Origin of the sequence: Nonomuraea sp. NPDC049709, from assembly GCF_040674815.1 — a bacterium.
GTDB lineage: Bacteria > Actinomycetota > Actinomycetes > Streptosporangiales > Streptosporangiaceae > Nonomuraea.
Genome location: NZ_JBFANM010000009.1, coordinates 16,044 through 38,571, shown reverse-complemented (window position 1 = coordinate 38,571; position 22,528 = coordinate 16,044). Strand labels below are relative to the sequence as shown.

The following is a 22,528-nucleotide window of genomic DNA, read 5'->3' as shown; positions in this document are numbered from 1 at the left end:
CCTACTCAGAAACCTTTAATGTTCGTTCAGGATCGTGGAGCCATGGCTAGCGAGGCGAATGCTGATCAGGGCCCGATCCTCTTCTGGTGCGGAGTCGCGGTCGCCGAGTTCGGTGCGATCCAGCCGAGTTACGGCTACCCGTGGACTCCGACCGCCTACGCCGCCGCGGCACTGCTCGTGGCGCTCGGCTTCCTCAGCGTCAAGGCCGCCGACTACCTCCGCACCGAGGAGGCCAGGCAACGCCTGCGGCTCGGCGGCTACCTGGCCGGGGCGCTGCTGGTGGCACACCAGTTCAGCTCCACCGCCTACGTGACCGGCCTCAGCCGGGCGGGCTCGCTGCTGCTCTACGCGATGGCGGCGGTGATGGCGGTCTGGAGCCATCAGGTGCCCCACACGACCAGACCGGCGCTCCTGATCGCGACCGGCCTCGACCCGGCCGCGCTGCGCGAGCGGCTGGCGAGCGCGACCGACACGGTGGCGGTCTACCGCACCGAGCGCGTCACCGACGAGTTGCGCGACCTCGAGGCCCGCTACGACCTCATCCTCGTCGTGGGCGCCGAGCACGATCCCCGGGTCAAGGAGCGGGTGAGCGCCTCCGGCCTGAGCCGGGAGATCCCGGACATCGCCGAGCGCGAAGTGCTGGTGGCGGGCCCGCGGCCGTTCAAGCGGTACGTCGCCGGGGCCTTGTCACGCCTTGCTGTCCCGAGGTCACAGATTCATTTCAAATCAGGGCAAAGGGTTTAGGCCCACCATACGCCCGGTCTGGAAGCGTGGGCCCCGTCTGAAAGCGTAGGCGACAGGCAAGGAGGCAAGGTGACGACTTCTGATATCGCCGAGTCCGCGACGACTTCTCATATCGCCGAGTCCGCGATGATGACCTTCCCCGGAAGCACCCGTGTCGAGATGGTCATGGGCATGCCGGTGAGCGTGGACATCCGCACCGCCCTCCCGGCACGCGAGCTCATCCCCCTGCTGGACAACGCGTTCGCCTGGCTGAGATGGGTGGACGACACCTTCAGCCCGACCAAGGAGGACAGCCAGATCGGCCGGCTCAACCGCGGCCAGACGATCAGGCAGATCCCCGAGCTCGTCGAGGTCCTGCACCGCTGCGACGAGCTCAGCGAGGCCACCGGCGGCTGGTTCGAGGCGCGCATCAACGGCGTGATCGACCCCTCCGGCTACATCAAGGGCTGGGCGCTGGAGCGGCTGTCGCGGGCGCTGTCCAACGCCGGCGCCGGCGACCACCGCATCACCGCGGGCAACGACATCAGGGTGCGCGGCTCGGCCGCCCCGGGCGAACGCTGGCGCGTCGGGGTCCGCGATCCGCGCGACGGCACCGTACGCAAGGTCGTCTTCGCCCACGACCTGGGCCTGGCCACCTCCGGCGGCGCGCCCATCGTCAACCCGCACACCGGAGAGGTCCAGTCCGGGCTGGGCTCGGTCACGGTGATCGGCCCCGACCTCGGCCTGGCCGACGCCTACGCCACCGCCATCTACGCCATGGGCCCCCTGCCTGGCCGCCGCTTCGCCACCGACCTGGCCCGCTCGGGCCCGTACGAGACCATGATCGTCACCCACGACGGCCAGGAGCTCACCACGCCCGGCTTCGCCCGCTACAGCACCGCCCAAACCCGCCTGGCCGGCTGACCCACCCACCACCGACACCGCCAGGCCGCCCGGCCCGCTCCGGGGCCCGGCGTGCCGGACCGCGCTCCTCACCCGGCCGGCTCCAAGGAGGCGCGCCCGATGATCCGGCCCGATGATCCGGCCCGACGATCCGGCAGGGCCGGCCGGGGCCCGCAGTGGGCCGAGCCCGGCCATCGGGACCGGCACCCGCCACACAGAACCCCGTCCCGACCCCGAAGACGTATGCGCGAAGTCCTCCCTCGAAGCGGCGACGCTAGGCGTCGGGATGTTTGCGCAGATATTCGATGTAGATCGGCCGCAGTGCCTCGCCGAGCTTGCCCTCACCCGCCGCGATGGCGTCGCTGAGCAGCGCGGAGACCTTGCTGAGGTCGTTGGCGGTCTCGTTGGAATGACCGCTGGCGGCCTCCGCCGCCGGGATCACCTTAAGCAACTCCCACAGGAACCCCAGGTCCCCATGGCGCACGGCGTAACGCACCGCCCGATCGTGCAACTCGTCGGCCGGCAGCGACTCGAGCCCGTTAGCGTTCGCGTCCATCTCGATCCCTCCCCTGCACGCCTCTTCCCCCCGTTGGACCGACGATAACCGGTGACTACCGACAGTGACCGAAGGGCATCGTAGTGACTGCGCCTCTATCGCAGCGCCGATCACAAGTGGGAGGATCAACCAGCGTGAGATTCATCATCAGAACCATCGCCGCGGCAGTGGCCCTGTGGGTGGCCATCCAGTTCATCGACGGCATCGATGTGGACGCCCCCACCAACACGGCCAGATACTGGGGCGTCCTGCTGCTCGTGGCCTTGATCTTCGGTGTCATCAACGCCATCGTCAAGCCCATCGTGAAGGCGCTCGGCTGCGCGATCATCGTGCTGACACTGGGACTGTTCCTGCTCGTCATCAACGCGGCCATGCTGCTGCTGACGAGCTGGATCGCCGGCGAGCTGGACATCCCCTTCCATGTCGACAACTTCTACCCGGCCGCCTTCTGGGGAGCGATCATCATCAGCGTCGTGAGCTGGTTGCTCGGCCTGTTCATCCCCGACAACGACTGACCCTTCCCATGGAGCTCGACGGCGCCGGCCTGACCTGCGCGCAGGTCCACCAGGCCGCGTACGACGGGGCCCGGGTCACGATCGCCTCCCTGGATCGGGCCCGGGCCGCGTGGGCCACCGCTCAAGAGCTGACCGGCCCCGTGTACGGCAAGAGCACGGGGGTGGGGGCGAACAGGGACGTCATGCTGGAGGGAGCGGGCCTCGGCCTGCTGCGCAGCCACGCGTGCGGCGCCGGCCCGCCGATCGGGCCCGCCCGGGCCAGGGCGATGCTCGTGGTCCGGCTCAACCAGCTCCTCGCGGGCGGCTCCGGGGTCGATCCGGCCGTCTGCCGGGCGCTGGCGTACGCGATCGAGCACCGCTACACCCCGCCGCTGCGCACGTACGGCGCCATCGGCACCGGCGACCTCACGGCCCTGGCCACCACGGCCCTGTGCCTCCTGGGCGAGCTCCCCTGGCACCGCGACCCCCAGCAAGCCCCCGCGGACCCGCCCCGCCACGACTTCGCCCCGGGCGACGCGCTGCCGTTCATCAGCTCGGGAGCGGCCACCCTGGCCGACGCCGCCATCGCCGGTCACCGCCTGCGCCTCCTCCTCGACGCCGCCGTCGACGTGGCCGCGATGTCGTTCACCGCCGTGGACGCCTCGGCCGAGCCGCTGGCCGCCGCCGTGCAGGAGGTCCGGCCGCATCCCGGCCAGGCCGCCGTGGCCGCCCGGCTGCGCGGCCTGCTCTCCCACGAGCCCACCACCCGCATCCAGGACCCGTACGGCTTCCGCGCCTTCGCCCAGGTGCACGGCGCCGCCATGGACGCCCTCGCGAGAGCCGTCGCCGCGATCGAGGTCGACCTCAACTCCGCCACCGAGAACCCCCTCATCGCCGGCGGCCTGGCCTGGCACAACGGCAACTTCCATTCGGCCCCCGTGGCCCTGGCCCTCGACGCGCTGCGGGCCGCGCTCGTGCAGACGGCCCAGCTCAGCACGGCCCGGCTGGCCACCCTCATGGACCCGGCCTACACCGGTCATCTCCCCTTCCTCGCCGACAGCCCCGGCGCCTCGGGAGCCCTGATCCTCGAGTACGTGGCCCAGGACGCCCTGTCCGACCTGCGCCACCTGGCGACCCCGGTGACGACGGGCACGGCGGTGATCTCGCGGGGCGCGGAGGACCACGCCGGCTTCGCCACCCAGGCCGCCCGCCACACCCTGCGCTGCCTGGAGCCCCTGGAGGTCGTGCTGGCCTGCGAGCGCACCGCCGCCGCCCGCGCACTCCACCCGGCCACGCCCGACCGCCCGCTCACCGAAGACCTGGAGGAATCCCGCCGCGCCCTGTCACGGCACCCGCCGCACCGGCTATGACGCCTGGGCGACCGAGCCGCGCTCCCTGAGCGTGGGCTTCTGCACGACGCGCCGCCGCCGGGTGCCGCCGTCCGCCGCCGCCGCGATCAGCCGCACCGCCGCCCGCACGATGCCGTCGATGTCCCAGTCGACGGTCGTGAGCCCCGGCGTGAGCAGGCCCGACATCGGGTGATCGTCGTAGCCCATGACGGACACGTCGCCGGGCACGGACAGCCCCAGCTCCTGCGCCGCCGCGTAGACCCCGTAGGCGATGGAGTCGGCGAAGCAGAACACCGCGCTCGGCTTGTTGCGGCTCAGCAGCTCGTGGGCGGCCGCCGTGGCCCCCACCAGCCCGTGAGGGGCGGTGGTGACCTCGATGTCCAGGCCCAGCCGCTCGGCCTCGGCCGTGACGTGCACGTCGGCGGGCCGGTCGGGCGTGCTGGCCCGGGTCGGGGTGAGGACGGCGATGCTGCGGTGGCCCATGGCCCGCAGGTGCTCCAGGGCCAGCGTCACCCCGCGCCGGTTGTCGAAGACGACCTCGCCCGCCGTGCCGGAGATCGAGTCGCCGATCGCGACCACCGGAACCGACTCGCACAGCTCGGGCCAGAACGCGGCCGCCGGGTCGATCGGCTGCACGATCATCCCGTCCACGCGCTGGTCACGGAGCTGCTGGGCCATGGCCCGCTCCCTGGCCGGGTCGCCGACCGCGTCGAGGATCAGGGCGTAGCGATCCTTCTCCCGCAGGCCCCTGCTGATGCCGACCGCCAGGGACTGCTGCCAGAGGTCCTCCAGCGAGCCGCACAGCAGGCCGATCATGCCGGTGCGCCCGCTGGCCAGAGCTCTGGCGATGGGATCGGCCTCGTAGCCGAGCTCGGCGGCCGCGGCACGCACGCGCTCCATCGTCTCCTCCGACACCTGCAGGCCGCGTAGCGCGTAGGAGACGGCCGCCGGTGACAGGCCTGTGGCCTGGGCCACCTCACGGATCGTCGCTCTCTTGCGAGGCATTACGCCAGCCTATTGCGTAGCACCGACAGACGCCGATTCCCGCCACGATCCTGTCGGGTTCGCCACGCGGTCCGGCACTCGCCGGGCGCGTCACCCTCCGGCAGGAGGACCCCCGTTGACAAGCGCCAAGTGAAGCGCTTCACTGAACCGTATCAGTGAAGCGTTTCACAAGGAAGACATCACAGCGTGAGGCGTTTACATGTATTGTGAGTAGGAAATAGCGGAAGGAGGGCCGCCGACCATGAGCGTCGACGTGCATCAGCACCTGTGGACAGATGCGTTCGTCGATGCCCTGCGCGCCCGCACGTCCCCTCCCCACCTCGACGGCTGGACGCTGATCCTCGACGGCGAGCCGCCGTACGAGGTGGATCCCGCCGACCACGAGCACCGCGACACCACCGGCCTGGAGCTGGCGCTGGTGTCGCTGTCGAGCCCGCTGGGGATCGAGTTCCTGCCTCCCGAAGAAGGCCGGCCGCTGATCGACGCCTACCACGACGGCGCCCTGGCGCTGGGCGAGCCCTTCGGGGCGTGGGCGGCCACCTGCCACAGCGAGCCTGACCCGGACCGCCTCGCCAAGGATCTCGACCGCGGGTTCGCGGGCCTGCAGATCCCCGCCACGGCCGAGCCCGACGACCGGCTGCTGGAGGTGCTGACCGCCAGGGACCTGCCGCTGTTCGTGCACCCCGGCCCGGCCGCCCCCATGGCCGGCGCGCCGCCGTGGTGGCCGGCGCTGGTGCCGTACGTGCAGCAGATGCACGCGGCCTGGCACTACTTCCACACCGTCGTCCGGCCCCGGCATCCCCGGCTGCGGGTCTGCTTCGCGCTCCTCGCGGGGCTGGCGCCGCTGCACTCGGAGCGCCTGATCACCCGGGGCGGCGGCGGTCGCGGCCTGGTCGACCGGGACTTCTTCGTGGAGACCTCCTCGTACGGCCCGCGCGCCATCGACGCCATCGTCCGCGAGCTCGGCATCGACGTCGTGGTCAACGGCTCCGACGCCCCCTACGCCACCGCCCCCGACCCGGGACTCGGCGCGGCCGCCGGCCACGCCATCACGGTCGTCAACCCCCGTCGGCTGCTGCGAGGGAGTGCCGTCGCCTGGAGAAGCGGCGGGAGCGCAGCGACCGGAGCGGGGGAAGGCGGCGTCATGTGGCGACCGGGCCCGTCGGACGGAGTGAGGCCATGAGCAGGGAAGGAGACTCGTACGTGAGCACCACTGAGCAGATCCAGGGCGGGGGCACCTGTGCCGGGCTCCCGGAGCGCACTCTCGACCGCCGTGAGCTGCGCGACCTGGTGAACGAGCTGGCCGCCCGCCCGGAGGAGTGGCGTGACCAGGTGGACTTCCCGGCGGACGGCGGGCGCCACTACGCCTCGCTCTACCGCGACGCGTACGTGGACGTCTGGCTGCTGTGCTGGCGCCCCGAGGACGACACGGGCTGGCACGACCACGACATCTCCTCGGGAGCCGTGCACGTGGTGCGGGGGGCGCTGCGGGAGTGCAACCCGCGCATCGGCGGCGAGCACCTGGAGACCGTGGTGCCGGAGGGGCAGTCGTTCTCGTTCGGGCCCGACCACATCCACCGGCTCACCGGCGCGGTGGACGAGAGCGTCTCGATCCACGCCTACTCGCCGCCGCTGTGGCGGCTCGGCCAGTACTCGATCGACCCGAGCGGCGTCATGCGCCGCGTGTCGGTGAGCTACGCCGACGAGCTGCGGCCTATGGACGACCCGATCGGCTCCGTGGCCTGAGCACGCAGCAGGTTCCGCACGGCTCGACGTCCGGCAGCGTGATCCACAGGCAGCAGGTCCTGCGGAAGAAGCCGTCGTCGGCGGGCTCGACGAGCCCGTCGACCGGCCGGCCGACCTCCTTCAGCAGGCTCATGTAGTCGCCGGGCACGATCGAGACCAGCGGGTGGGCGATCGCCTCCGCCGTGGATCCCCACAGCGTCCGCTCACCCACCTTGGCGACGGAGCCGATGGCCTCGACCAGCGGCCGCTGCGCCTCCTCCAGCGCCCCGGCGATCGCGGCGGCGCCGGTGCCCCAGCTCACCCGCGTGGCCGCGAGCGTCACCCCGGCGTCCGACACCCTGAAGTACGTGTCCGCCAGCCGCATGACCGGCACCCGCCCGTCCAGCGCCCACCCGAGCGCCATCGGCAGCGTGTGCCAGTATCCGAACGTCTTCCAGAACAGCGCCGCGCCGACGTGCCGTGGCGCGTTCCAGCGCGCGGCCGTCTCGTCGATGAGCCGGCACAACAACGTGTACGGCTCCTGCACCAGCTCGCCGACCGGCGTCCAGCTCTCGTCGGGCTCGATGACCAGGCCGGGCTCCACCCCGAACACCCCGCCACGCCCGTCGGCAAGACGCTGGAGGGTCTCGGTCAACACGCTGGAACTCCCGGAAACATCTAAAGGTTAGCCTTACCTAAAGTAGCAGGGCGACCGGCGAACCACCCAGCCACGATCTGCGCCGCGATCACTCCCAGCCCCGCCACCAGCGGCACCGTCCAGCCGCCCGACACCTGCCTGAGGAACCCGAAGAGCAGCGGCCCGAGCGCCGCGATCACGTATCCCACGGACTGCGCCACGGCCGACAGAGCGGTCACCGTGGCGGGATCGGCCGGCCGCAGCGCGATGATCAGCAGCGCCAGCGCGAACGAGGCCCCCTGGCCGATGCCGAGCACGACCATCCACAACCACGGGAGGGTCGTCGGGGCCAGCAGCACGCCCAGGTAGCCGAGCACGGTCAGGACGCCGGCCCCGACCACGTACGGCACCTGCGAGGCGCGCCGCCCGGCCAGCACGGGGACCGCGAGCGAGGTGCCGACCTGGACCAGGTTCGTCAGGCTGAGCAGGTAGCCGGCCTGGTCGGCGGGCAGGCCGGCCTCCAGGTAGATCGTCGGCAGCCAGGCCAGCATGACGTAGAAGGTGAGCGACTGCAGGCCCATGAGCGCGGTGACGTACCAGGTGACGCGGCTGCGCAGCACCGTGCCGAACGGTCTGGGCCCGTTCGGCCCGCCAGGCTGCTTGCGCAGCGCCTGCGGCAGCCACAGCAGCGCCGCCAGCAGCGCGGGGACGGCCAGGAGGGCCGAGACGCCGCGCCAGCCGTACCCGGTGGCGTGTTCGAGCGGGATCACCAGCGCGGAGGCGGCCGCCGCGCCCGCCACCACACAGGAGACGTAGACGCCGGTCATGAGGTTGACCTGAGTGGGGAAGTGCTGCTTGACGATGCCGGGCATGGAAACGTTCATCACGGCGATCGCGGTGGCGGCCAGGGCCGAGCCGAGGTAGAGCACGGGAGCGCCGTCGAGTCCGCGCAGCGCGAGGCCCGCCGCGATGACCAGCAGGCCCGCCAGCAGCGTGCGGTCGAGGCCCACGCGCCGGGCGAGCATCGGCGTGAGCGGACCGAATACGCCCAGGCAGACCACCATGACAGTGGTGATCGCGCCGCCGCCCGCGGGCGAGAGGCCCACGTCGTTCATGATCTCGTCGAGGAGCGGGGAGACCCCTGCGATGGCGGGGCGCAGGTTGAGCGCGGCCAGCGCGAAGCCGATGACCAGCAAGGCGGATCTCAACGACATAGAGGACCACTCTCGCACAAGCCCTTGACAACGTTGTCTACCCCTCCCGATTAGGAAATGATCCTGGCGTGAGACCGACCATGAAGGACGTCGCCTCGGCGGCGGGCGTGGCGCTGAAGACCGTCTCGCGCGTCGTGAACGGCGAGCCGGGCGTGCACCCGGCCACCGCCGAGCGGGTGCGCACGGCCATCGACCGGCTGGGCTACAGCCGCAACGAGAGCGCCCGGGTGCTGCGCAGGGGCACGACCGCGACGATCGGGCTGGTCATCGAGGACGTCGCGGACCCGTTCTACTCGGGGTTGAGCAGGGCCGTGGAGGCCGTCGTGATCGACCATGGCTGTCTGCTGCTGAGCGGCTCGTCCGGGGAGGAGCCCGGCAGGGAGCGCGAGCTGGTCGAGACGTTCTGCGCGCGCAGGGTGGACGGGCTGATCGTGGTGCCCGCGGGCGACGACCACACCTACCTGCGGTCCGAGCTGGAGGCGGGGACGCCCGTGGTGTTCGCGGACCGGCCGCCGGGGGCGGGGATCGACGTGGACACCGTGCTCACCGACAACGTGGGCGGGGCCCGGCAGGCCGTACGCCACCTTCTGGTCCACGGCCACCGCAGGATCGCCTTCCTCGGCGACGACCCGGCGATCTTCACGGCGGCCGAGCGGCTGCGCGGCTACCGGGCGGAGCTGGGCGGGCTCTTCGACGAGCGCCTGGTGTCGATGCGGCCGCCGGCTCTGGAGTCGGTCCGCGCCGACCTGGAGCGCATGCTCGCCCTCGACGACCCGCCGACGGCGCTGTTCACCGGCAACGGCCGCTACACCGTGACCACCCTGCGGGCGCTGGCGGGGCGGCGGCCGGCGCTGGTCGGGTTCGACGACTTCGAGCTGGCCGACCTGCTCGACCCGGGGGTGAGCGTGGTCGCGCAGGACCCGTACTGGATGGGGCGGGTGGCGGCCGAGCTGCTGTTCCGCCGCCTGCGCGGCGACTCGGGCCCGCCCGAGCACATCGAGCTCCCGGTACGCCTCATCGCCCGCGGCTCGGGCGAGACCCTGACGGGCTAGGTGCGGAGCTGGACCCGGGCGGGCCGCAGCACGCCCGCCAGCGCGAGCGCCACCAGGATGCCCGCACCACCGGCCGCCGCGATCGCGTACGAGGGCGCGATCACCTCGCCCAGCACCCCGACCAGCGCCGCACCGGCGGCCTGCCCCGTCATCAGCCCCGCCGACTGCAGCCCGAACGCCTGCCCCCGCACCTCCTCGGGTACCACATCCACGAACCGCCGCTGCAACCCGAGCTGGTACGACAGCCCGGCCGCCGCCACCGCCGCGAGCACAGCCGCCCAGACGACCCCCGGCGTGAACGCGAACGCCAGCCACGGCACCCCCAGCAGCACCGCCAGCGGCAACGACAGCCGCTCGCGCAGCTCCGGTGCCGCGAAGCGCCCGACCGCGAACTCCCCGACCGCCATCCCGCCGGCCGCCGCCGCGAGCACCACCCCGGCCTGCCCCTGCCCGCCCATGTAGGGCACCACCATGGCCTCCGCCCCCGCCACGCACACGCACGGCAGCCACGCGGCCAGCAGCAGCCCGCGCACCCGGCCGTCGGCCAGCAAGCGCCGATTGACCCGCAACGTCTGCCGCACCGCCCCCGCCCCGCCCCGGCCGTCCGCACCCCGCGCCGGCCGGTAGGGCAGCCCGAACCGCAGCACCACCGCCGCCACCACGGACAACCCGGCCGTGGCGGCCAGCGCGCCCGACGGCCCGGTGACGGCCAGGAAGGCGCCCCCGACCGCCAGCCCCGCGATCTGCGCGCCCGCCGAGGCCACGTTGAGCACCGAACGCCCCAGCACGAACGCGTCCCCCGGCAGCACCTCGGGCAGCATCGCCGCCCGAGCCGCGAAGAACACCGGCGAGAACAACCCCGTGACCAGCACCAGGACCAGCAACCCCCACACCGGCAGCCCGGCGTAGGCCAGCAGCAGGCAGGTGACCGCCCTGACCAGCTCCCCCACCACCATCAGCGCCCGCGGCGACATCCGGTCGGCCAGCGAGAGCAGGAACAGCCCGCCCGCGATGTACGGGAGCCACCCGGCCATGTACGCGGCGGCCGAGAGCCCGGGCGACCCGGTCCGCGCGTACACCAGCACGGACAGGGCCAGCATCTTGATCCCGTCGGCGCCCACCAGCAGCACGAAGCTGCCGAACAGCACCCGGAACTCCTTGACGGCGAACACCTCGCCGAACGTCGCGCCCTTCACGGTCCCGATGGTGTGGCCCGGTCCCGCACCGAGGCGAATCTTTCGGATATAACCGAAAGATGATGGTGACGATCGAGGTCGTCCCGCAGGATCTGATGGCCAGCAGGTTCGCGATCTCGCCGCTCATCGAGACCATGCACGCGCAGTGGGTGCTCGCGGGCCGCTACCGGGCGGGCGTGAACGGGCCGTGGGTGGCGCGGTGGCGGGAGACGTACGAGGGGCTGGTGCGCGAGCACCCCGCGCTGAGGGCGGCCGCCGCGATCAGCGGCAACAAGGGGGACGCCAACGTCGACTTCATCGCGCCTCCTCCCACGGCCGTGGACGTGCCGTTCGAGGTGGAGCTGGCCGCCATGCGCGCGACGCCGCTGGAGCAGGCGCACGCCGAGATCGCGCGGGCGCTGGCCAAGCGCCCGCCCGTGACCGGCTGGGTCAGGGACCTGCTGCTGGGGCCCGAGGTCGTGGCGCGGTTCGCGGACGCGTACGAGGCGTTGTGGACGTACGTCCTGTCCCACGAGTGGCCGCGGTTCCGCGCGATCCTGCAGCGTGACGTGGCGCAGCGGGCGGGGCGGCTGGCCGCGTACGGGTGGCAGGCGGCGCTGGAGGACCTCAGCCCCCGCGTGCACTGGCGGGCCGGCGGCCGGATCGAGATCGACATGATGTCCACCGGCCGGATCCACCGGCTCGACGGCAAGGGGCTGCTCTTCCTGCCCTCGGCGTTCCTGGACAACATCGGCACCTACCTGGACGACGCCTGGCCGTACGCGATGATCTACCCCGCCCGGGGCACCGCGGCCCCGCCGCCCGCGCCCGACGCGGACCTGGCGGCGCTGATCGGCCGCAGCCGCGCCCGCATCCTCGCCGAGCTGGCCGAACCCGCCACCACCACCCAGCTCGCCGCCCTGCTCGGACAGAGCCTGGGCACGACGGGCGGCCACGTCTCCGCCCTGCGCAGGACCGGCCTCATCACCGGCACCCGCACCGGCCGCAGCGTCCTGTACACCCGCACCCCCTTGGGCGACGCCCTGCTCGGCGGCTGACCCCGCCCCCTCGCCTCCCTGAAGGACCCTCCGCCGGCGTACGGCGGGGAGGGAAGCGCGGGTCGGTCGTATCCGAGCACACCGGTGTAGTCTTTGCGCATCAGTTCTGCAACTTTGTTCACGCAACGCAACCAGGAGCGCGCGCATGAATGCCGCCGACGTCGCACCAGAGGCGCAGGCCAGGTTCCCCCATGAGCTGATGTACGCGGCGGCCCAGCAGTACTACATGGAGGACGCCACCCAGGGCGACATCGCCAAGCGGCTGGGCGTCAGCCGGGCGACCGTGAGCCGCCTGCTCACCGAGGCCCGCAGGCAGGGCATCGTCGAGATCAAGGTGCACCGCCCGGCCACCCTGGAGGACGGCCCGCTGGCCGCCGAGGTGGCCCAGGCGCTCAACCTGGAGCGCGTCTACCTGGTCCCCAAGGTCAGCGGCCCGGCACTGGGCCCCTGGCTGGCCCCCGGCGTGACCCGCGCGCTGGCCGCCGTCGGCCTGGAGTCGGGCGACGTCGTGCTGGTCTCCTCGGGCACCACGGTCTACGAGTGCGCCCGCCAGGGCCTGGGCCAGTATCCGGGCGTCACGATCGCGCCGGCCGTGGGCGGCCAGGAGGAGCCGCAGCCCTGGTTCCAGACCAACGAGACCACCCGCATCCTGGCCGAACGCTCCGGCGGGGTGCCCGCCTACCTCTACGCGCCGGCCCTACCCGGCCCCGAGCTGTTCTACTCGCTGCAGCACGAGCCGTCCGTGCGCCGGGTGATGGACCTGTGGGCGCACGCCAAGTGCGCGATCGTGGGCGTCGGCTCGGCTCCGCTGATGCGGCAGATGGTGCCCTCCCTCATGCCGCGCGACGCCGAGAGCCTGCGCCAGGCCGTGGGGGACGTGTGCATGCGGGTCTACGACCGCGACGGGGCCCCGGTCACGTACCCGGGCAGCGAGCGCCTGGTCGCCACGAAGCTGGAGGAGCTGCGCCGCATCCCGCACACGATCGCCGTCGCGGTCGGCGCGGAGAAGGTGCTCTCGATCGTCGCCGGGGCCAGGGGCGGCTACTTCAACCAGCTCGTCACCGACACCCCCACCGCGGAGGGCCTGGTCGCAGCCGCTCACCAGCTCTGAACACTTTTGCTGGACAAAGTTTCTGACCGCGCGCTAACGTGAGCCGCACCACAGGACGTGCCCTCCTGTGAGGGCACGTCCCTGTCTCGGGGGCAGCGAGCGTCATTGATCAGCGAGTGAGGAATGAACCCGTGAACAGAGCTCAGATGCGGACCACCGCGTTCGCCGCAGTGGCAGTGCTCGCCGGCTCGGTGCTGGCCGCGTGCGGCTCAGGATCCGGCTCCACCAGCGGGGACACCGGCGGCAACCCCGGCGGCGGCGACCTGCAGGGCGCCAAGGTCGCCTTCCTCATGCCCGACCTCGCCTCGACCCGCTACGAGCTGCAGGACAAGCCGCTGTTCGAGGCCAGGATGAAGCAGCTCTGCCCGAGCTGCGAGGTCATCTACCAGAACGCCGACTCCGACGCGGCCAAGCAGCAGCAGCAGGCCAACAGCGCGCTCGCCCAGGGGGTCAAGGCCATCGTGCTCGACCCGGTCGACTCCGCCGCCGCGGCCACCATCGTCAAGACGGCCCAGTCGCAGCAGGTCCCGGTCATCGCCTACGACCGCCCGATCCCGGCCACGCCCGCCGACTACTACATCTCGTTCGACAACGAGAAGATCGGCTCCATGATCGCCCAGTCCCTGGTCGACCACCTCAAGGCCGAGAAGGCCGAGGGCGGCATCCTCCAGGTGAACGGCTCGCCCACGGACGCGGCGGCCGGGCTGATCAAGAAGGGCATCCACAGCGCGGTGGACCCCAGCGGGTTCAAGCTGCTGGCCGAGTACGACACCCCCGACTGGCAGCCGGAGAAGGCGCAGACCTGGGTCAGCGGCCAGATCACCCAGTTCAAGGACCAGATCGTCGGCGTGGTCGCGGCCAACGACGGCACCGGCGGCGGCTCGATCGCCGCGTTCAAGGCCGCGGGTGTGAAGGTGCCGCCGGTCACCGGAAACGACGCCGAGATCGCCGCCGCCCAGCGCATCGTCTCGGGCGACCAGTACAACACGATCTCCAAGCCCATCAAGATCGTGGCCGAGGCGTCGGCGAACGTGGCCTGGGAGTTCATGCAGGGCAAGAAGCCCGCCGGCAAGGCCACGCTGTACAACACGCCGTCCGAGCTGTTCGTCCCCACGGTCGTGACCAAGGAGAACATCAAGGAAGTGCTGTTCGACAGCGGCATCATGAAGGCCGCCGACGTGTGCACGGGTGAGTACGCCAAGGGCTGCGAAGAGCTCGGAATCAAGTAATGAGCGTCCTTTCCCTGCGCGGCGTCAACAAGACCTTCGGGGCGGTGGCCGCGCTCACCGACATCGAGCTCGACGTCGACGCCGGCCAGGTGGTCGCCGTGGTGGGCGACAACGGCGCGGGCAAGTCGACGCTGGTCAAGATCCTGTCGGGCGTGCACCCGCCGGACTCGGGCACGATCACGTTCGAGGGCCGCGACGTGGAGATCCCGACCCCGGCCGCCGCCCACAAGCTGGGCATCGCCACCGTCTTCCAGGACCTGGCGCTCTGCGAGAACCTGAACGTCATCCAGAACCTCTTCCTCGGCCAGGAGATCCGCCCGCTGCGGCTGAACGACGTGGCCATGGAGACCCGCTCGTGGGAGCTGCTCCGCCAGCTCTCCGCCAAGATCCCCAGCGTGCGGGTGCCGGTGGCGGCGCTGTCGGGCGGCCAGCGGCAGACGGTGGCGATCGCCCGTTCGCTGCTCGGCGACCCGAAGGTCATCATCCTGGACGAGCCCACCGCCGCGCTGGGGGTGGCCCAGACGGCCGAGGTGCTCAACCTGGTCGAGCGGCTGCGCGAGAACGGCCTGGGCGTGATCATGATCAGCCACAACATGGCGGACGTGAAGGCCGTCGCCGACACCGTGGCGGTGCTGCGGCTCGGCCGCAACAACGGAGTGTTCGACGTGGACCAGGTCTCCACCGAGGACATCATCGCCGCCATCACCGGCGCCACCGACAACGTGGTGTCCAGGCGGGCGGCGCGCGGGCAGGAAGGACAGTCGTGACCGCAATGACGACCGACCGCCAGGACGAGCGGCTGCAGCACCGCGACGGGCTGCGCGGCGCGCTCGCCGACATCGTCGAGCGGGCCCGCGGCGGTGACCTGGGCGTCATCCCGGTCGTGGTCGGGCTCGTGGTCATCTGGACGGTGCTGCAGATCCTGAACCCGATCTTCCTGTCCAGCGCGAACCTGGTGAACCTCACGCTGGAGTCCGCCGCCGTCGGCATCATCGCGCTCGGCATCGTGTGCGTGCTGCTGGTGGGGCAGATCGACCTGTCCGTCGGCTCGGTCAGCGGCCTGTCGGGGGCGGTGCTCGCGGTGCTGTTCGTGAGCGAGGGCCTGCCGGTCTGGCTGGCGATCGCGGCCTCGGTGGTCATGGGCGCGGTCATCGGGTGGGTGTACGGGCAGCTCTTCAACCGGTTCGGGGTGCCCAGCTTCGTGATCACGCTGGCCGGGCTGCTGGCCTTCCTCGGGCTGCAGCTGTACGTGCTGGGCACCAAGGGGTCGATCAACCTGCCGTTCGACTCGGGGCTGGTGAACTTCGCGCAGCTCGACTTCGTACCGGCGTGGTTGTCGTACACGTTCGCGGTGGTCGCCGCCGTCTGGTTGTTCGCCAGCGGTTTCCTGCACGCACGGGGGCGGCGCAGGGCGGGGCTGTCGGCGAGGAGCGTCACCACGCTGGCCGTCAGGAGCGTGGCGCTGCTGGTGGTGCTGGCGTTCGTGGTCTGGTACCTCGGCCAGACCCGCGGCGTCGGCTGGATGTTCGTCTTCTTCGTGGCGCTGGTGCTGATCATGCACTACCTGCTGTCGCGGACGAAGTGGGGCCGGGCCGTCTACGCCGTGGGCGGCAACGTGGAGGCCGCGCGGCGGGCGGGCATCAACGTCAAGGCGATCTACACCTCCGTGTTCGTGCTCTGCTCGACGTTCGCCGCGGTCGGCGGCATCCTGGCCGCGGCCCGGCTGGCGGCGGCCAACCAGAGCAGCGGCGCGGGCGACGTCAACCTCAACGCGATCGCCGCGGCCGTGATCGGCGGGACGAGCCTGTTCGGCGGGCGCGGCACGGCGTTCGGCGCGCTGCTCGGGATCATCGTGATCCAGTCGATCTCCAGCGGCCTCACCCTGCTCAACCTGGACTCCTCGATCCGGTTCGTGGTCACCGGGGCCGTGCTGCTGCTCGCCGTGATCGTCGACTCCGTGTCGCGCCGGTCGAGGACCTCCCACGGCAGGGCCTGATGGCGATCATCTGCGTGGACGCGGGGACCACGGTCATCAAGGCGGTCGGGTACGACTCCTCGGGCGCGGAGACCGCCGTCGCCCGGCGCGAGACGGTGGTGTCCAGGCCCGCGCCGGGGCACGCCGAGCAGGACATGGGCGCGGTCTGGGACGCGGTCGCGGCCACCGTGCGCGAGGTCGCGGCCCAGGTGGGCGGTGCCGAGTTCGTGGCGGTCACGGCCCAGGGCGACGGCTGCTGGCTGGTGGACGCCGGCGGCGCGCCGACCGGCCCCGCGATCCTCTGGAACGACGCCAGGGCGGCCGCCACGGTGGACGGCTGGACGCGATCGGGGCTCGCGGCGGCGGCCTTCCGCCGCAACGGCTCCTCGGCGGCCTCCGGGCTGCCGCACGCCATCCTGACCTGGCTGCGCGCCAACGACCCCGCCCGCCTCGACCGGTCGAGCGCGATGCTCACCTGCGGCGGCTGGATCTTCTCCCGGATGACCGGGGAGCTGGTGGCCGACGAGTCCGACGCCTCAGCCCCGTTCATGGACCTGCGGGCGCGGGCGTACTCGCCGGAGCTGCTGGGGCTGTTCGGCCTGGAGTGGGCCGAGCGGCTGCTGCCCCCGGTCCGGCCCTGCCCCGTCGCCGAGCTGACCCCGCACACTGCCGCCGAGCTGGGGCTGGCCGCCGGGACTCCGGTCGTGATGGCCCCCTACGACATCGCCGCCACGGCGCTGGGCGCGGGCGCGGTGGCGGCCGGGCAGGCGTGCGGCATCCTCGGCACCACGCTCTGCACCGAGGTCGTCGTCGAGTCCCCCGACCTGGAGGGCTCACCGACCGGCATCACGATCGCGTTGCCCGGCGGCTACCTGCGGGCCTTCCCCACGTTCGCGGGCACCGAGGTGGTGCAGTGGACGTGCCGCCTGCTGGGGCTGGGCGATCCGGCCGAGCTGGGCGAGCTGGCCCTGCTGAGCGAGCCGGGCGCGGGCGGGCTGGCGTTCCTGCCGTACCTGTCGCCGGCCGGGGAGCGGGCGCCGTTCTCCGATCCGCTGGCCAGGGGGGCGCTGCTCGGCATGTCGTTCGAGCACGGCCGCGAGCACGTCGCCAGGGCGGTGCTCGAAGGGCTCACGATGGTCATCCGCGACTGCCTGGTGGCCACCGGTGCCGCGCCGACGGAGCTGCGAGTGTGCGGGGGCGGCTCGGCCAGCGCCACCTGGCTCGGGCTGATCGCCGACGTCACGGGGCTGCCGGTACGCCGGTCGGCCGACGCCGAGGTCGGGGCGCGGGGGGCGTACCTGGTGGGGCTGGCCGCGACCGGTGCGGAGCCGTCCATCGCCGCGGCGGCCGGGCGGCACGTACGCCTGCGCGACGCGGTCGAGCCCGACCCCGCCCGCCGCGGGTTCTATGACCGCTGGTTCGAGGACTTCCTCACCCTGCGCGCCACCGACGCCAGCGCCTGGCCGCTGCTCGGCGCCATGAGGGGTCGTACATGAGCGTGTGGATCGGCATCGACCTCGGCACGCAGAGCGTGCGCGCGCTGGCCGTCACCGGCGGCGGCCGGGTGCTCGGCACCGCGAGCCGCCCGCTGACCAGCCACCGCGAAGGTCCCCGCCACGAGCAGGACCCCGAGCAGTGGTGGCGCGAGCTGGCCGCCGCCACCCGGTCGGCGCTGCGCGACCTGCCCGCCGGCGAGCGCGTCGAGGGCGTCGCGGTGGCCGCCACATCTGGAACGGTCCTGCTCACGGACGCTTCCGGCCGTGCTTTGACCCCCGCCCTCATGTACGACGACCGCCGCGCCGACGCCGGCCGGGTGAACGAGGCCGGCGCGCACGTGTGGGAGCGGCTCGGCTACCGGCGCATGCAGCCCAACTGGGCGCTGCCCAAGCTGCTGTGGCTGCTGCGCGACGCCCAGGCGGGCGCCCGCCTGGCCCACCAGAGCGACTTCGTCAACCGGCGCCTCACCGGGCACGAGGTGGCCACCGACCTGAGCAACGCGCTCAAGACCGGCGTGGACCTGATCGAGGAGCGCTGGCCCGCCGACGTGTTCGACGCGCTGGGCGTGCCCGCCGGCCTCCTGCCCGAGGTCGTCCGGCCCGGGACCCGCCTCGGCGTGGTCTGCGCGGCGGCGGCCGAGGAGACCGGGATCCCGACCGGCACCCCGGTGATCGCCGGCACCACGGACGGCTGCGCGGCCCAGCTCGGCGCGGGCGCCCAGCGGGTCGGGAGCTGGAACTCGGTGCTGGGCACGACGCTGGTGCTGAAGGGCGTCACGAAGGAGCTGATCCACGACCCCCTGGGCGTGGTGTACTCGCACCGCGCCCCCGACGGCTCGTGGTTGCCCGGCGGGGCGTCCAGCACGGGCGCGGGCGTCCTGACCAGCGACCTGCCGGACCGCGATCTCGACGCGCTGAGCACGGAGGCCGCGGCACGCTACCGCCTGGGGCCTGGTCGCGTGCGCGTGCCCCCTGCCGTCACCTACCCCCTTGTCTCACGGGGCGAGCGGTTCCCGTTCGCCGCCCCCGGCGCCGAGCGGTTCACGCTCGGCGAGCCGGCCGACGACGTCGAGCGCTACGCCGCCATCCTGCTCGGCGCGGCCTTCGTCGAGCGCCTCTGCTTCGACTACCTCGACCTCCTCGGCGCACCCGTGACCGGCGAGATCATCCTGACCGGCGGCGCCACCAGGAGCGCGTACTGGACCCAGCTCAGGGCCGACGTCCTTGAGCGCCCCGTGACCCTGCGCGAGAACGCCGAGCCCGCCCTGGGCATGGCCGTGCTGGCGGGCGGCGACCCGGCCCGCATGATCAGGACCCGCGCGGTCGTGGAGCCGTCCGGGGCCGACCTGCGGGAGCCGTACCTGCGCTTCGTCGCCGAGCTGGAGGGGCGCGGCTGGCTCGACACGAGTGCCGCGGAACACGCCCGCGAGAGGACCGCCACATGACCGACCTCGTGCTCGTCCGCCACGGCGAGACCGTCTGGCACGCCGAGAACCGCTACGCCGGGATCAGCGACATCGAGCTGACCCCGCGCGGCCACGACCAGGCCGCCCTGCTGGCGGGCTGGGCCGAGCAGGCCGGTCTCGACGCCGTGTGGGCCTCAACGCTCGGCCGCGCGCGGAGCACCGCCGAGACCGCCGCCGCCAAGGCGGGCCTGCCCGTGCGGACCGACGCCCGCCTCCGCGAGCTCGACTTCGGCCAGGGCGACGGCCTCACCTCCGCGGAGATGAAGGCGCGCTTCCCCGAGGCCCGCGCCGCCTTCGAGGCCGACCCCGCCGCGCACCCCCTGCCCGGCGGCGAGGACCCGTACGCGGCCGCCGCCCGCTTCGTCGCCGCGCTGCGGGACATCTGCGCGGCGCACCCCGAAGCCCGCGTGCTGGTGGTCGCGCACACGACCGCCATCAGGCTCGCGCTGTGCCGGCTCATCGGGGTGCCGCTGGGCGAGTACCGGCGGCTGTTCCCGCGCCTGGACAACTGCGCCCTGACCGAGTTGCGCCTGACGGGACCCGACGCCGGACAGGTGGCCATGCTGCAGTACAACTCTCCGATTGGAGCCGTTCGTTGACCATCCAAGTCCTTGCCGCAGGCGACCACTTCGTCCAGAACCGCCTGTTCGTCGACGCGCTCAGGCGCGAGGTTCCCGGCGAGGTGGACATCCGCGAGCTGACGCTGCCGTGGCCGGTCGAGCCGTTCGGCCGCGTGGGCGAGGTGGACGAGGCTTCCGACGTGGAGGACGAGCTGATCGAGGCGCTGCGCGGGGTCGAGGTCTGCGTCACCCAGATGGCGCCGCTGACCAAGCGTGTCCTGGACGCCTCGCCCGACCTGCGGCTGTTCTGCGTGAGCAGGGGCGGGCCGGTCAACGCGAACCTGGAGGCGGCCGCGCGGGCGGGGGTGGCGGTGACGTACGCGCCGGGCCGCAACGCCGTGGCCACCGCCGAGCACACCCTCGCCATGCTGCTGTCCGCCACCCGCCGCATCCCCCGGACGCACGCCGACCTGGCCGGCGGCGTGTGGCGGGGCGACTACTACACCTACGACAACGTCGGGCCCGAGCTGGAGGGCAGCACGGTCGGCCTGGTCGGCTACGGCGCGATCGGCCGCCGCGTGGCCCGCATGCTGGCGGGCTTCGGCGCGAACGTCCTGGTGCACGACCCGTACGTGGACGTGCCGGGCCGGGTCGAGCTGCCCGAACTGCTCGAACGCTCCCGGTTCGTCTCCCTGCACGCCCGCGCCACCCCGGAGACCGCCGGCATGATCGGCGCCGCCGAGCTCGCCGCCATGCCGCGGGGCTCGGTCCTGGTCAACTGCGCCCGGGGCGCGCTGCTCGACTACGACGCCATGTGCGACGCGCTCGACTCGGGCCACCTGTTCGGCGCCGCGATGGACGTCTTCCCGGAGGAGCCGATCCCGCCGGGCTCGCGCCTGCTCACGACGCCGAACCTGGTCATGACCCCGCACCTGGCCGGGGCTAGCAAGGAGACGGCGATGAAGGCGGCCTCGATCGTGGCCGCGGACGTGGCCCGCTACGTACGCGGCGAGCCGCTCGCCCATGTGGCTACCCCTTGAGCGCCCCCGCCATCAGCCCCCGCATGAAGAACCGCCCCAGCACGACGTAGATCACCATCGTCGGGATCGAGGCGAGGATGGCCGCCGCCATCTGCTGACTGTACGGGGTGGCCTGCGCGCCCGCGATGTTGTTCAGCATCACGGTCGTGGGCCAGCTCGTCGGCCCGGTCAGGAAGACGGCGAACAGGAAGTCGTTCCACAACGAGGTGAACTGCCAGATGATCACCACGGCGATCGCGGGCCCGGACACCGGCAGGACCACCGACCAGTACGCCCGCAACATGCCGGCGCCGTCCACCCGCGACGCCTCGATCAGCTCGTCGGGGATCGTCACGTAGTAGTTGCGGAAGATCAGTGTGCAGATCGGGATGCCGTACACCACGTGCGCCAGCACCAGCCCCGGGATGCCGCCGTAGAAGACGCCCTGCAGCCCGGTCAGCTCGTTCAGCCCCACGAGGAGCTGCACCAGCGGGATCATCACCCCCTGGTAGGGGATGAACATCCCGAACAGGAACAGCGTGAACAGCACGTCCGCCCCGGGAAAGCGCCACTTGGACAGCACGTAGCCGTTCATGGAGCCCAGCACGCACGACAGCAGCGACCCGGGGACCGCCAGCAGCACGCTGTTCCACAGGCCGGGAGCCAGCTTCTCCCAGGCCACCCGCCACGCCTCGGTCGTCCACGTCTGCGGCAGGTTCCAGGCCTGGCCCGGGTCCGCCTCGGTGAGCGGCTTGAAGCTGGTCGCCAGCAACACGTAGATCGGGATGAGGAAGACCACCACGAAGAGGATCAGCAGCACGAACCGGGCCCACGCGAAGCCCACCGACCTGCGCCCGGCCACCGCCGTCATGAACGCCTCTCCTTACGTACCGACCAGACCAGGTACGGGATCACGAAGATCGCCACGCTGAGCACGATGTAGGACGCGATCGTGGCGCCCTTGGCGGGATCGTGCGAGTCGAACACCGCCACCCACATGAACACCGCGGGCACGTCCGTGACGATCGCCTTGCCCGACACGGCGACGATCAGGTCGAACACCTTGAGCGAGATGTGTCCCAGGATGATCAGCGCGGACAGCGTGACCGGCCTGAGCAGGGGCAGGACCACGTGCCGGTAGACGCCCCACTCGTTGCAGCCGTCCACCCGGGCCGCTTCGCGCAGCTCCTCGGGCACGCCACGGAACCCGGCCAGGAAAAGCGCCATGATATATCCGGACATCTGCCAGACCGCCGGCAGCGCCATCGCGGCCATCCCCCAGTCGGGATCCCGGAACCACTGCCACTGCGGCAGCCCGAACCAGTCCAGCAACCGGTTCAGCCCGACCGCCCGCTCCTCCGTCCCGGAGTTCATCAGCCACCGCCACACGATGCCGGTCGCCACGAACGAGATAGCCATCGGGAACAAGTAGATGGCCCGGAACGTCCCCTCGCCCCAGATCCCCTTCTCCATGAGGAACGCCAGCAGCCACCCGAGCACCAGCGCCCCCGCCACGAAGACGATCGTGAACACGATCGCGTGCCGCACCGAGAGGTGCCATCGGGGCAGGTCCCAGATGTCCACGAAGTTCTGCAGCCCCACGAACTTCCCCTCGGACACCTCATCGTGCTGGTCGGTCATGGCCAGCCGGAAGTTCCAGCCGAGCATGCCGTACACGAAGACGCCGATCAGGATGATCGACGGCGTGACGAGGAGGAGCCCGGGCAGCCACGTGCGCGCCCGCCTCACAACCATTCCCTCCCGCGGACGCGGCAGGCGCG

General features: G+C 72.1%; 23 protein-coding genes. 16 read left to right on the top strand and 7 right to left on the bottom strand.

The annotated features are described in order from the left end of the window. Positions 1-42 precede the first annotated feature (42 nt). Both AB0J69_RS10835 and AB0J69_RS10830 read left to right on the top strand, forming a co-directional pair. Positions 43-744, top strand: coding sequence for a hypothetical protein (locus tag AB0J69_RS10835; protein ID WP_364115231.1), 702 nt, complete (start codon positions 43-45; stop codon positions 742-744). 69 nt (positions 745-813) lie between these two features. After that, positions 814-1,647, top strand: a complete 834-nt coding sequence (locus AB0J69_RS10830; protein ID WP_364115229.1) for an FAD:protein FMN transferase — start codon at positions 814-816, stop codon at positions 1,645-1,647. 253 nt (positions 1,648-1,900) lie between these two features. Here the strand turns inward: AB0J69_RS10830 and AB0J69_RS10825 are convergent, their stop codons facing one another. Continuing rightward, positions 1,901-2,182 (bottom strand): hypothetical protein, encoded by a 282-nt coding sequence (locus AB0J69_RS10825; protein WP_364115227.1) that lies wholly within the window; start codon positions 2,180-2,182, stop codon positions 1,901-1,903. Positions 2,183-2,316: 134 nt separating this feature from the next. Here AB0J69_RS10825 and AB0J69_RS10820 point away from each other — a divergent pair, with 134 nt between their 5' ends. Both AB0J69_RS10820 and AB0J69_RS10815 read left to right on the top strand, forming a co-directional pair. Continuing rightward, positions 2,317-2,697, top strand: a complete 381-nt coding sequence (locus tag AB0J69_RS10820) for a phage holin family protein (protein ID WP_364115225.1) — start codon at positions 2,317-2,319, stop codon at positions 2,695-2,697. An 8-nt stretch (positions 2,698-2,705) separates the two neighbouring features. After that, entirely contained in the window at positions 2,706-4,046 is a 1,341-nt protein-coding gene (locus AB0J69_RS10815) for an aromatic amino acid lyase (RefSeq protein ID WP_364115223.1), read from the top strand. Here the strand turns inward: AB0J69_RS10815 and AB0J69_RS10810 are convergent. After that, positions 4,041-5,030 carry a LacI family DNA-binding transcriptional regulator gene (locus AB0J69_RS10810; protein WP_364115221.1) on the bottom strand — a complete coding sequence of 330 codons (990 nt, stop codon included), beginning with the start codon at positions 5,028-5,030 and terminating at the stop codon, positions 4,041-4,043. The two genes, AB0J69_RS10815 and AB0J69_RS10810, sit on opposite strands and share 6 nt — an antisense overlap. Before the next feature lie 241 nt (positions 5,031-5,271). On the opposite strand from AB0J69_RS10810, the gene AB0J69_RS10805 reads away from it, so the two are divergent. Continuing rightward, on the top strand, positions 5,272-6,213 hold the full coding sequence (locus AB0J69_RS10805; RefSeq protein ID WP_364115219.1) for an amidohydrolase: 942 nt from the start codon (positions 5,272-5,274) through the stop codon (positions 6,211-6,213). Positions 6,214-6,233: 20 nt separating this feature from the next. Continuing rightward, a complete protein-coding gene (locus AB0J69_RS10800; protein WP_364115217.1) occupies positions 6,234-6,776 on the top strand; it encodes a cysteine dioxygenase family protein in 543 nt (180 codons plus the stop codon). On the opposite strand, the gene AB0J69_RS10795 is transcribed toward AB0J69_RS10800, so the two are convergent. Both AB0J69_RS10795 and AB0J69_RS10790 read right to left on the bottom strand, forming a co-directional pair. Beyond that, positions 6,745-7,413, bottom strand: a complete 669-nt coding sequence (locus AB0J69_RS10795) for a hypothetical protein (RefSeq protein ID WP_364115215.1) — start codon at positions 7,411-7,413, stop codon at positions 6,745-6,747. The genes AB0J69_RS10800 and AB0J69_RS10795 overlap by 32 nt on opposite strands. A gap of 20 nt (positions 7,414-7,433) precedes the next feature. Further along, positions 7,434-8,606, bottom strand: a complete 1,173-nt coding sequence (locus AB0J69_RS10790) for an MFS transporter (protein ID WP_364115213.1) — start codon at positions 8,604-8,606, stop codon at positions 7,434-7,436. Between the two features lie 80 nt (positions 8,607-8,686). Here AB0J69_RS10790 and AB0J69_RS10785 point away from each other — a divergent pair, with 80 nt between their 5' ends. Then, the gene (locus AB0J69_RS10785) at positions 8,687-9,658 is read left to right on the top strand and encodes a LacI family DNA-binding transcriptional regulator (protein WP_364115696.1); all 972 of its coding nucleotides are present in this window, start codon (positions 8,687-8,689) and stop codon (positions 9,656-9,658) included. Here the strand turns inward: AB0J69_RS10785 and AB0J69_RS10780 are convergent. Further along, positions 9,655-10,854 (bottom strand): MFS transporter, encoded by a 1,200-nt coding sequence (locus AB0J69_RS10780; RefSeq protein WP_364115211.1) that lies wholly within the window; start codon positions 10,852-10,854, stop codon positions 9,655-9,657. The two genes, AB0J69_RS10785 and AB0J69_RS10780, sit on opposite strands and share 4 nt — an antisense overlap. A gap of 59 nt (positions 10,855-10,913) precedes the next feature. Between AB0J69_RS10780 and AB0J69_RS10775 the strand changes: the two genes are divergently transcribed. The 9 genes from AB0J69_RS10775 to AB0J69_RS10735 all read left to right on the top strand — a co-directional run bounded on the left by AB0J69_RS10775 (position 10,914) and on the right by AB0J69_RS10735 (position 20,768). Then, positions 10,914-11,891: a DUF5937 family protein gene (locus AB0J69_RS10775; protein ID WP_364115209.1), complete on the top strand. Its 978-nt coding sequence runs from the start codon at positions 10,914-10,916 to the stop codon at positions 11,889-11,891. A gap of 145 nt (positions 11,892-12,036) precedes the next feature. Beyond that, a complete protein-coding gene (locus AB0J69_RS10770) occupies positions 12,037-13,002 on the top strand; it encodes a sugar-binding domain-containing protein (protein WP_364115207.1) in 966 nt (321 codons plus the stop codon). 131 nt (positions 13,003-13,133) lie between these two features. Next, positions 13,134-14,231 (top strand): sugar ABC transporter substrate-binding protein, encoded by a 1,098-nt coding sequence (locus AB0J69_RS10765; RefSeq protein WP_364115205.1) that lies wholly within the window; start codon positions 13,134-13,136, stop codon positions 14,229-14,231. Then, positions 14,231-14,998, top strand: a complete 768-nt coding sequence (locus AB0J69_RS10760; protein WP_364115203.1) for an ATP-binding cassette domain-containing protein — start codon at positions 14,231-14,233, stop codon at positions 14,996-14,998. Before AB0J69_RS10765 ends, AB0J69_RS10760 begins: the two co-directional genes overlap by 1 nt. A gap of 5 nt (positions 14,999-15,003) precedes the next feature. After that, positions 15,004-16,227 carry a sugar ABC transporter permease gene (locus AB0J69_RS10755; RefSeq protein ID WP_364115693.1) on the top strand — a complete coding sequence of 408 codons (1,224 nt, stop codon included), beginning with the start codon at positions 15,004-15,006 and terminating at the stop codon, positions 16,225-16,227. Continuing rightward, on the top strand, positions 16,227-17,702 hold the full coding sequence (locus AB0J69_RS10750; protein ID WP_364115201.1) for an FGGY-family carbohydrate kinase: 1,476 nt from the start codon (positions 16,227-16,229) through the stop codon (positions 17,700-17,702). The genes AB0J69_RS10755 and AB0J69_RS10750 overlap by 1 nt, the downstream gene beginning before the upstream one ends. After that, positions 17,699-19,147, top strand: a complete 1,449-nt coding sequence (locus AB0J69_RS10745) for an FGGY family carbohydrate kinase (protein WP_364115199.1) — start codon at positions 17,699-17,701, stop codon at positions 19,145-19,147. Before AB0J69_RS10750 ends, AB0J69_RS10745 begins: the two co-directional genes overlap by 4 nt. After that, positions 19,144-19,767 (top strand): histidine phosphatase family protein, encoded by a 624-nt coding sequence (locus AB0J69_RS10740; RefSeq protein WP_364115197.1) that lies wholly within the window; start codon positions 19,144-19,146, stop codon positions 19,765-19,767. The genes AB0J69_RS10745 and AB0J69_RS10740 overlap by 4 nt, the downstream gene beginning before the upstream one ends. Further along, positions 19,764-20,768 carry a 2-hydroxyacid dehydrogenase gene (locus tag AB0J69_RS10735; protein ID WP_364115195.1) on the top strand — a complete coding sequence of 335 codons (1,005 nt, stop codon included), beginning with the start codon at positions 19,764-19,766 and terminating at the stop codon, positions 20,766-20,768. The genes AB0J69_RS10740 and AB0J69_RS10735 overlap by 4 nt, the downstream gene beginning before the upstream one ends. On the opposite strand, the gene AB0J69_RS10730 is transcribed toward AB0J69_RS10735, so the two are convergent. Further along, positions 20,758-21,618, bottom strand: a complete 861-nt coding sequence (locus AB0J69_RS10730) for a carbohydrate ABC transporter permease (protein ID WP_364115193.1) — start codon at positions 21,616-21,618, stop codon at positions 20,758-20,760. The genes AB0J69_RS10735 and AB0J69_RS10730 overlap by 11 nt on opposite strands. Then, positions 21,615-22,502, bottom strand: coding sequence for a sugar ABC transporter permease (locus tag AB0J69_RS10725; RefSeq protein ID WP_364115191.1), 888 nt, complete (start codon positions 22,500-22,502; stop codon positions 21,615-21,617). The genes AB0J69_RS10730 and AB0J69_RS10725 overlap by 4 nt, the downstream gene beginning before the upstream one ends. Positions 22,503-22,528: the final 26 nt, after the last annotated feature.

Coding starts and splice junctions, on each gene's coding strand:
- AB0J69_RS10835 (WP_364115231.1), top strand. CDS start 43: ATGGCTAGCGAGGCGAATGCTGATCAGGGCCCGATCCTCTTCTGGTGC.
- AB0J69_RS10825 (WP_364115227.1), bottom strand. CDS start 2,182: ATGGACGCGAACGCTAACGGGCTCGAGTCGCTGCCGGCCGACGAGTTG.
- AB0J69_RS10815 (WP_364115223.1), top strand. CDS start 2,706: ATGGAGCTCGACGGCGCCGGCCTGACCTGCGCGCAGGTCCACCAGGCC.
- AB0J69_RS10810 (WP_364115221.1), bottom strand. CDS start 5,030: ATGCCTCGCAAGAGAGCGACGATCCGTGAGGTGGCCCAGGCCACAGGC.
- AB0J69_RS10805 (WP_364115219.1), top strand. CDS start 5,272: ATGAGCGTCGACGTGCATCAGCACCTGTGGACAGATGCGTTCGTCGAT.
- AB0J69_RS10790 (WP_364115213.1), bottom strand. CDS start 8,606: ATGTCGTTGAGATCCGCCTTGCTGGTCATCGGCTTCGCGCTGGCCGCG.
- AB0J69_RS10785 (WP_364115696.1), top strand. CDS start 8,687: ATGAAGGACGTCGCCTCGGCGGCGGGCGTGGCGCTGAAGACCGTCTCG.
- AB0J69_RS10775 (WP_364115209.1), top strand. CDS start 10,914: ATGATGGTGACGATCGAGGTCGTCCCGCAGGATCTGATGGCCAGCAGG.
- AB0J69_RS10770 (WP_364115207.1), top strand. CDS start 12,037: ATGAATGCCGCCGACGTCGCACCAGAGGCGCAGGCCAGGTTCCCCCAT.
- AB0J69_RS10760 (WP_364115203.1), top strand. CDS start 14,231: ATGAGCGTCCTTTCCCTGCGCGGCGTCAACAAGACCTTCGGGGCGGTG.
- AB0J69_RS10755 (WP_364115693.1), top strand. CDS start 15,004: ATGACGACCGACCGCCAGGACGAGCGGCTGCAGCACCGCGACGGGCTG.
- AB0J69_RS10750 (WP_364115201.1), top strand. CDS start 16,227: ATGGCGATCATCTGCGTGGACGCGGGGACCACGGTCATCAAGGCGGTC.
- AB0J69_RS10745 (WP_364115199.1), top strand. CDS start 17,699: ATGAGCGTGTGGATCGGCATCGACCTCGGCACGCAGAGCGTGCGCGCG.
- AB0J69_RS10740 (WP_364115197.1), top strand. CDS start 19,144: ATGACCGACCTCGTGCTCGTCCGCCACGGCGAGACCGTCTGGCACGCC.
- AB0J69_RS10730 (WP_364115193.1), bottom strand. CDS start 21,618: ATGACGGCGGTGGCCGGGCGCAGGTCGGTGGGCTTCGCGTGGGCCCGG.
- AB0J69_RS10725 (WP_364115191.1), bottom strand. CDS start 22,502: ATGGTTGTGAGGCGGGCGCGCACGTGGCTGCCCGGGCTCCTCCTCGTC.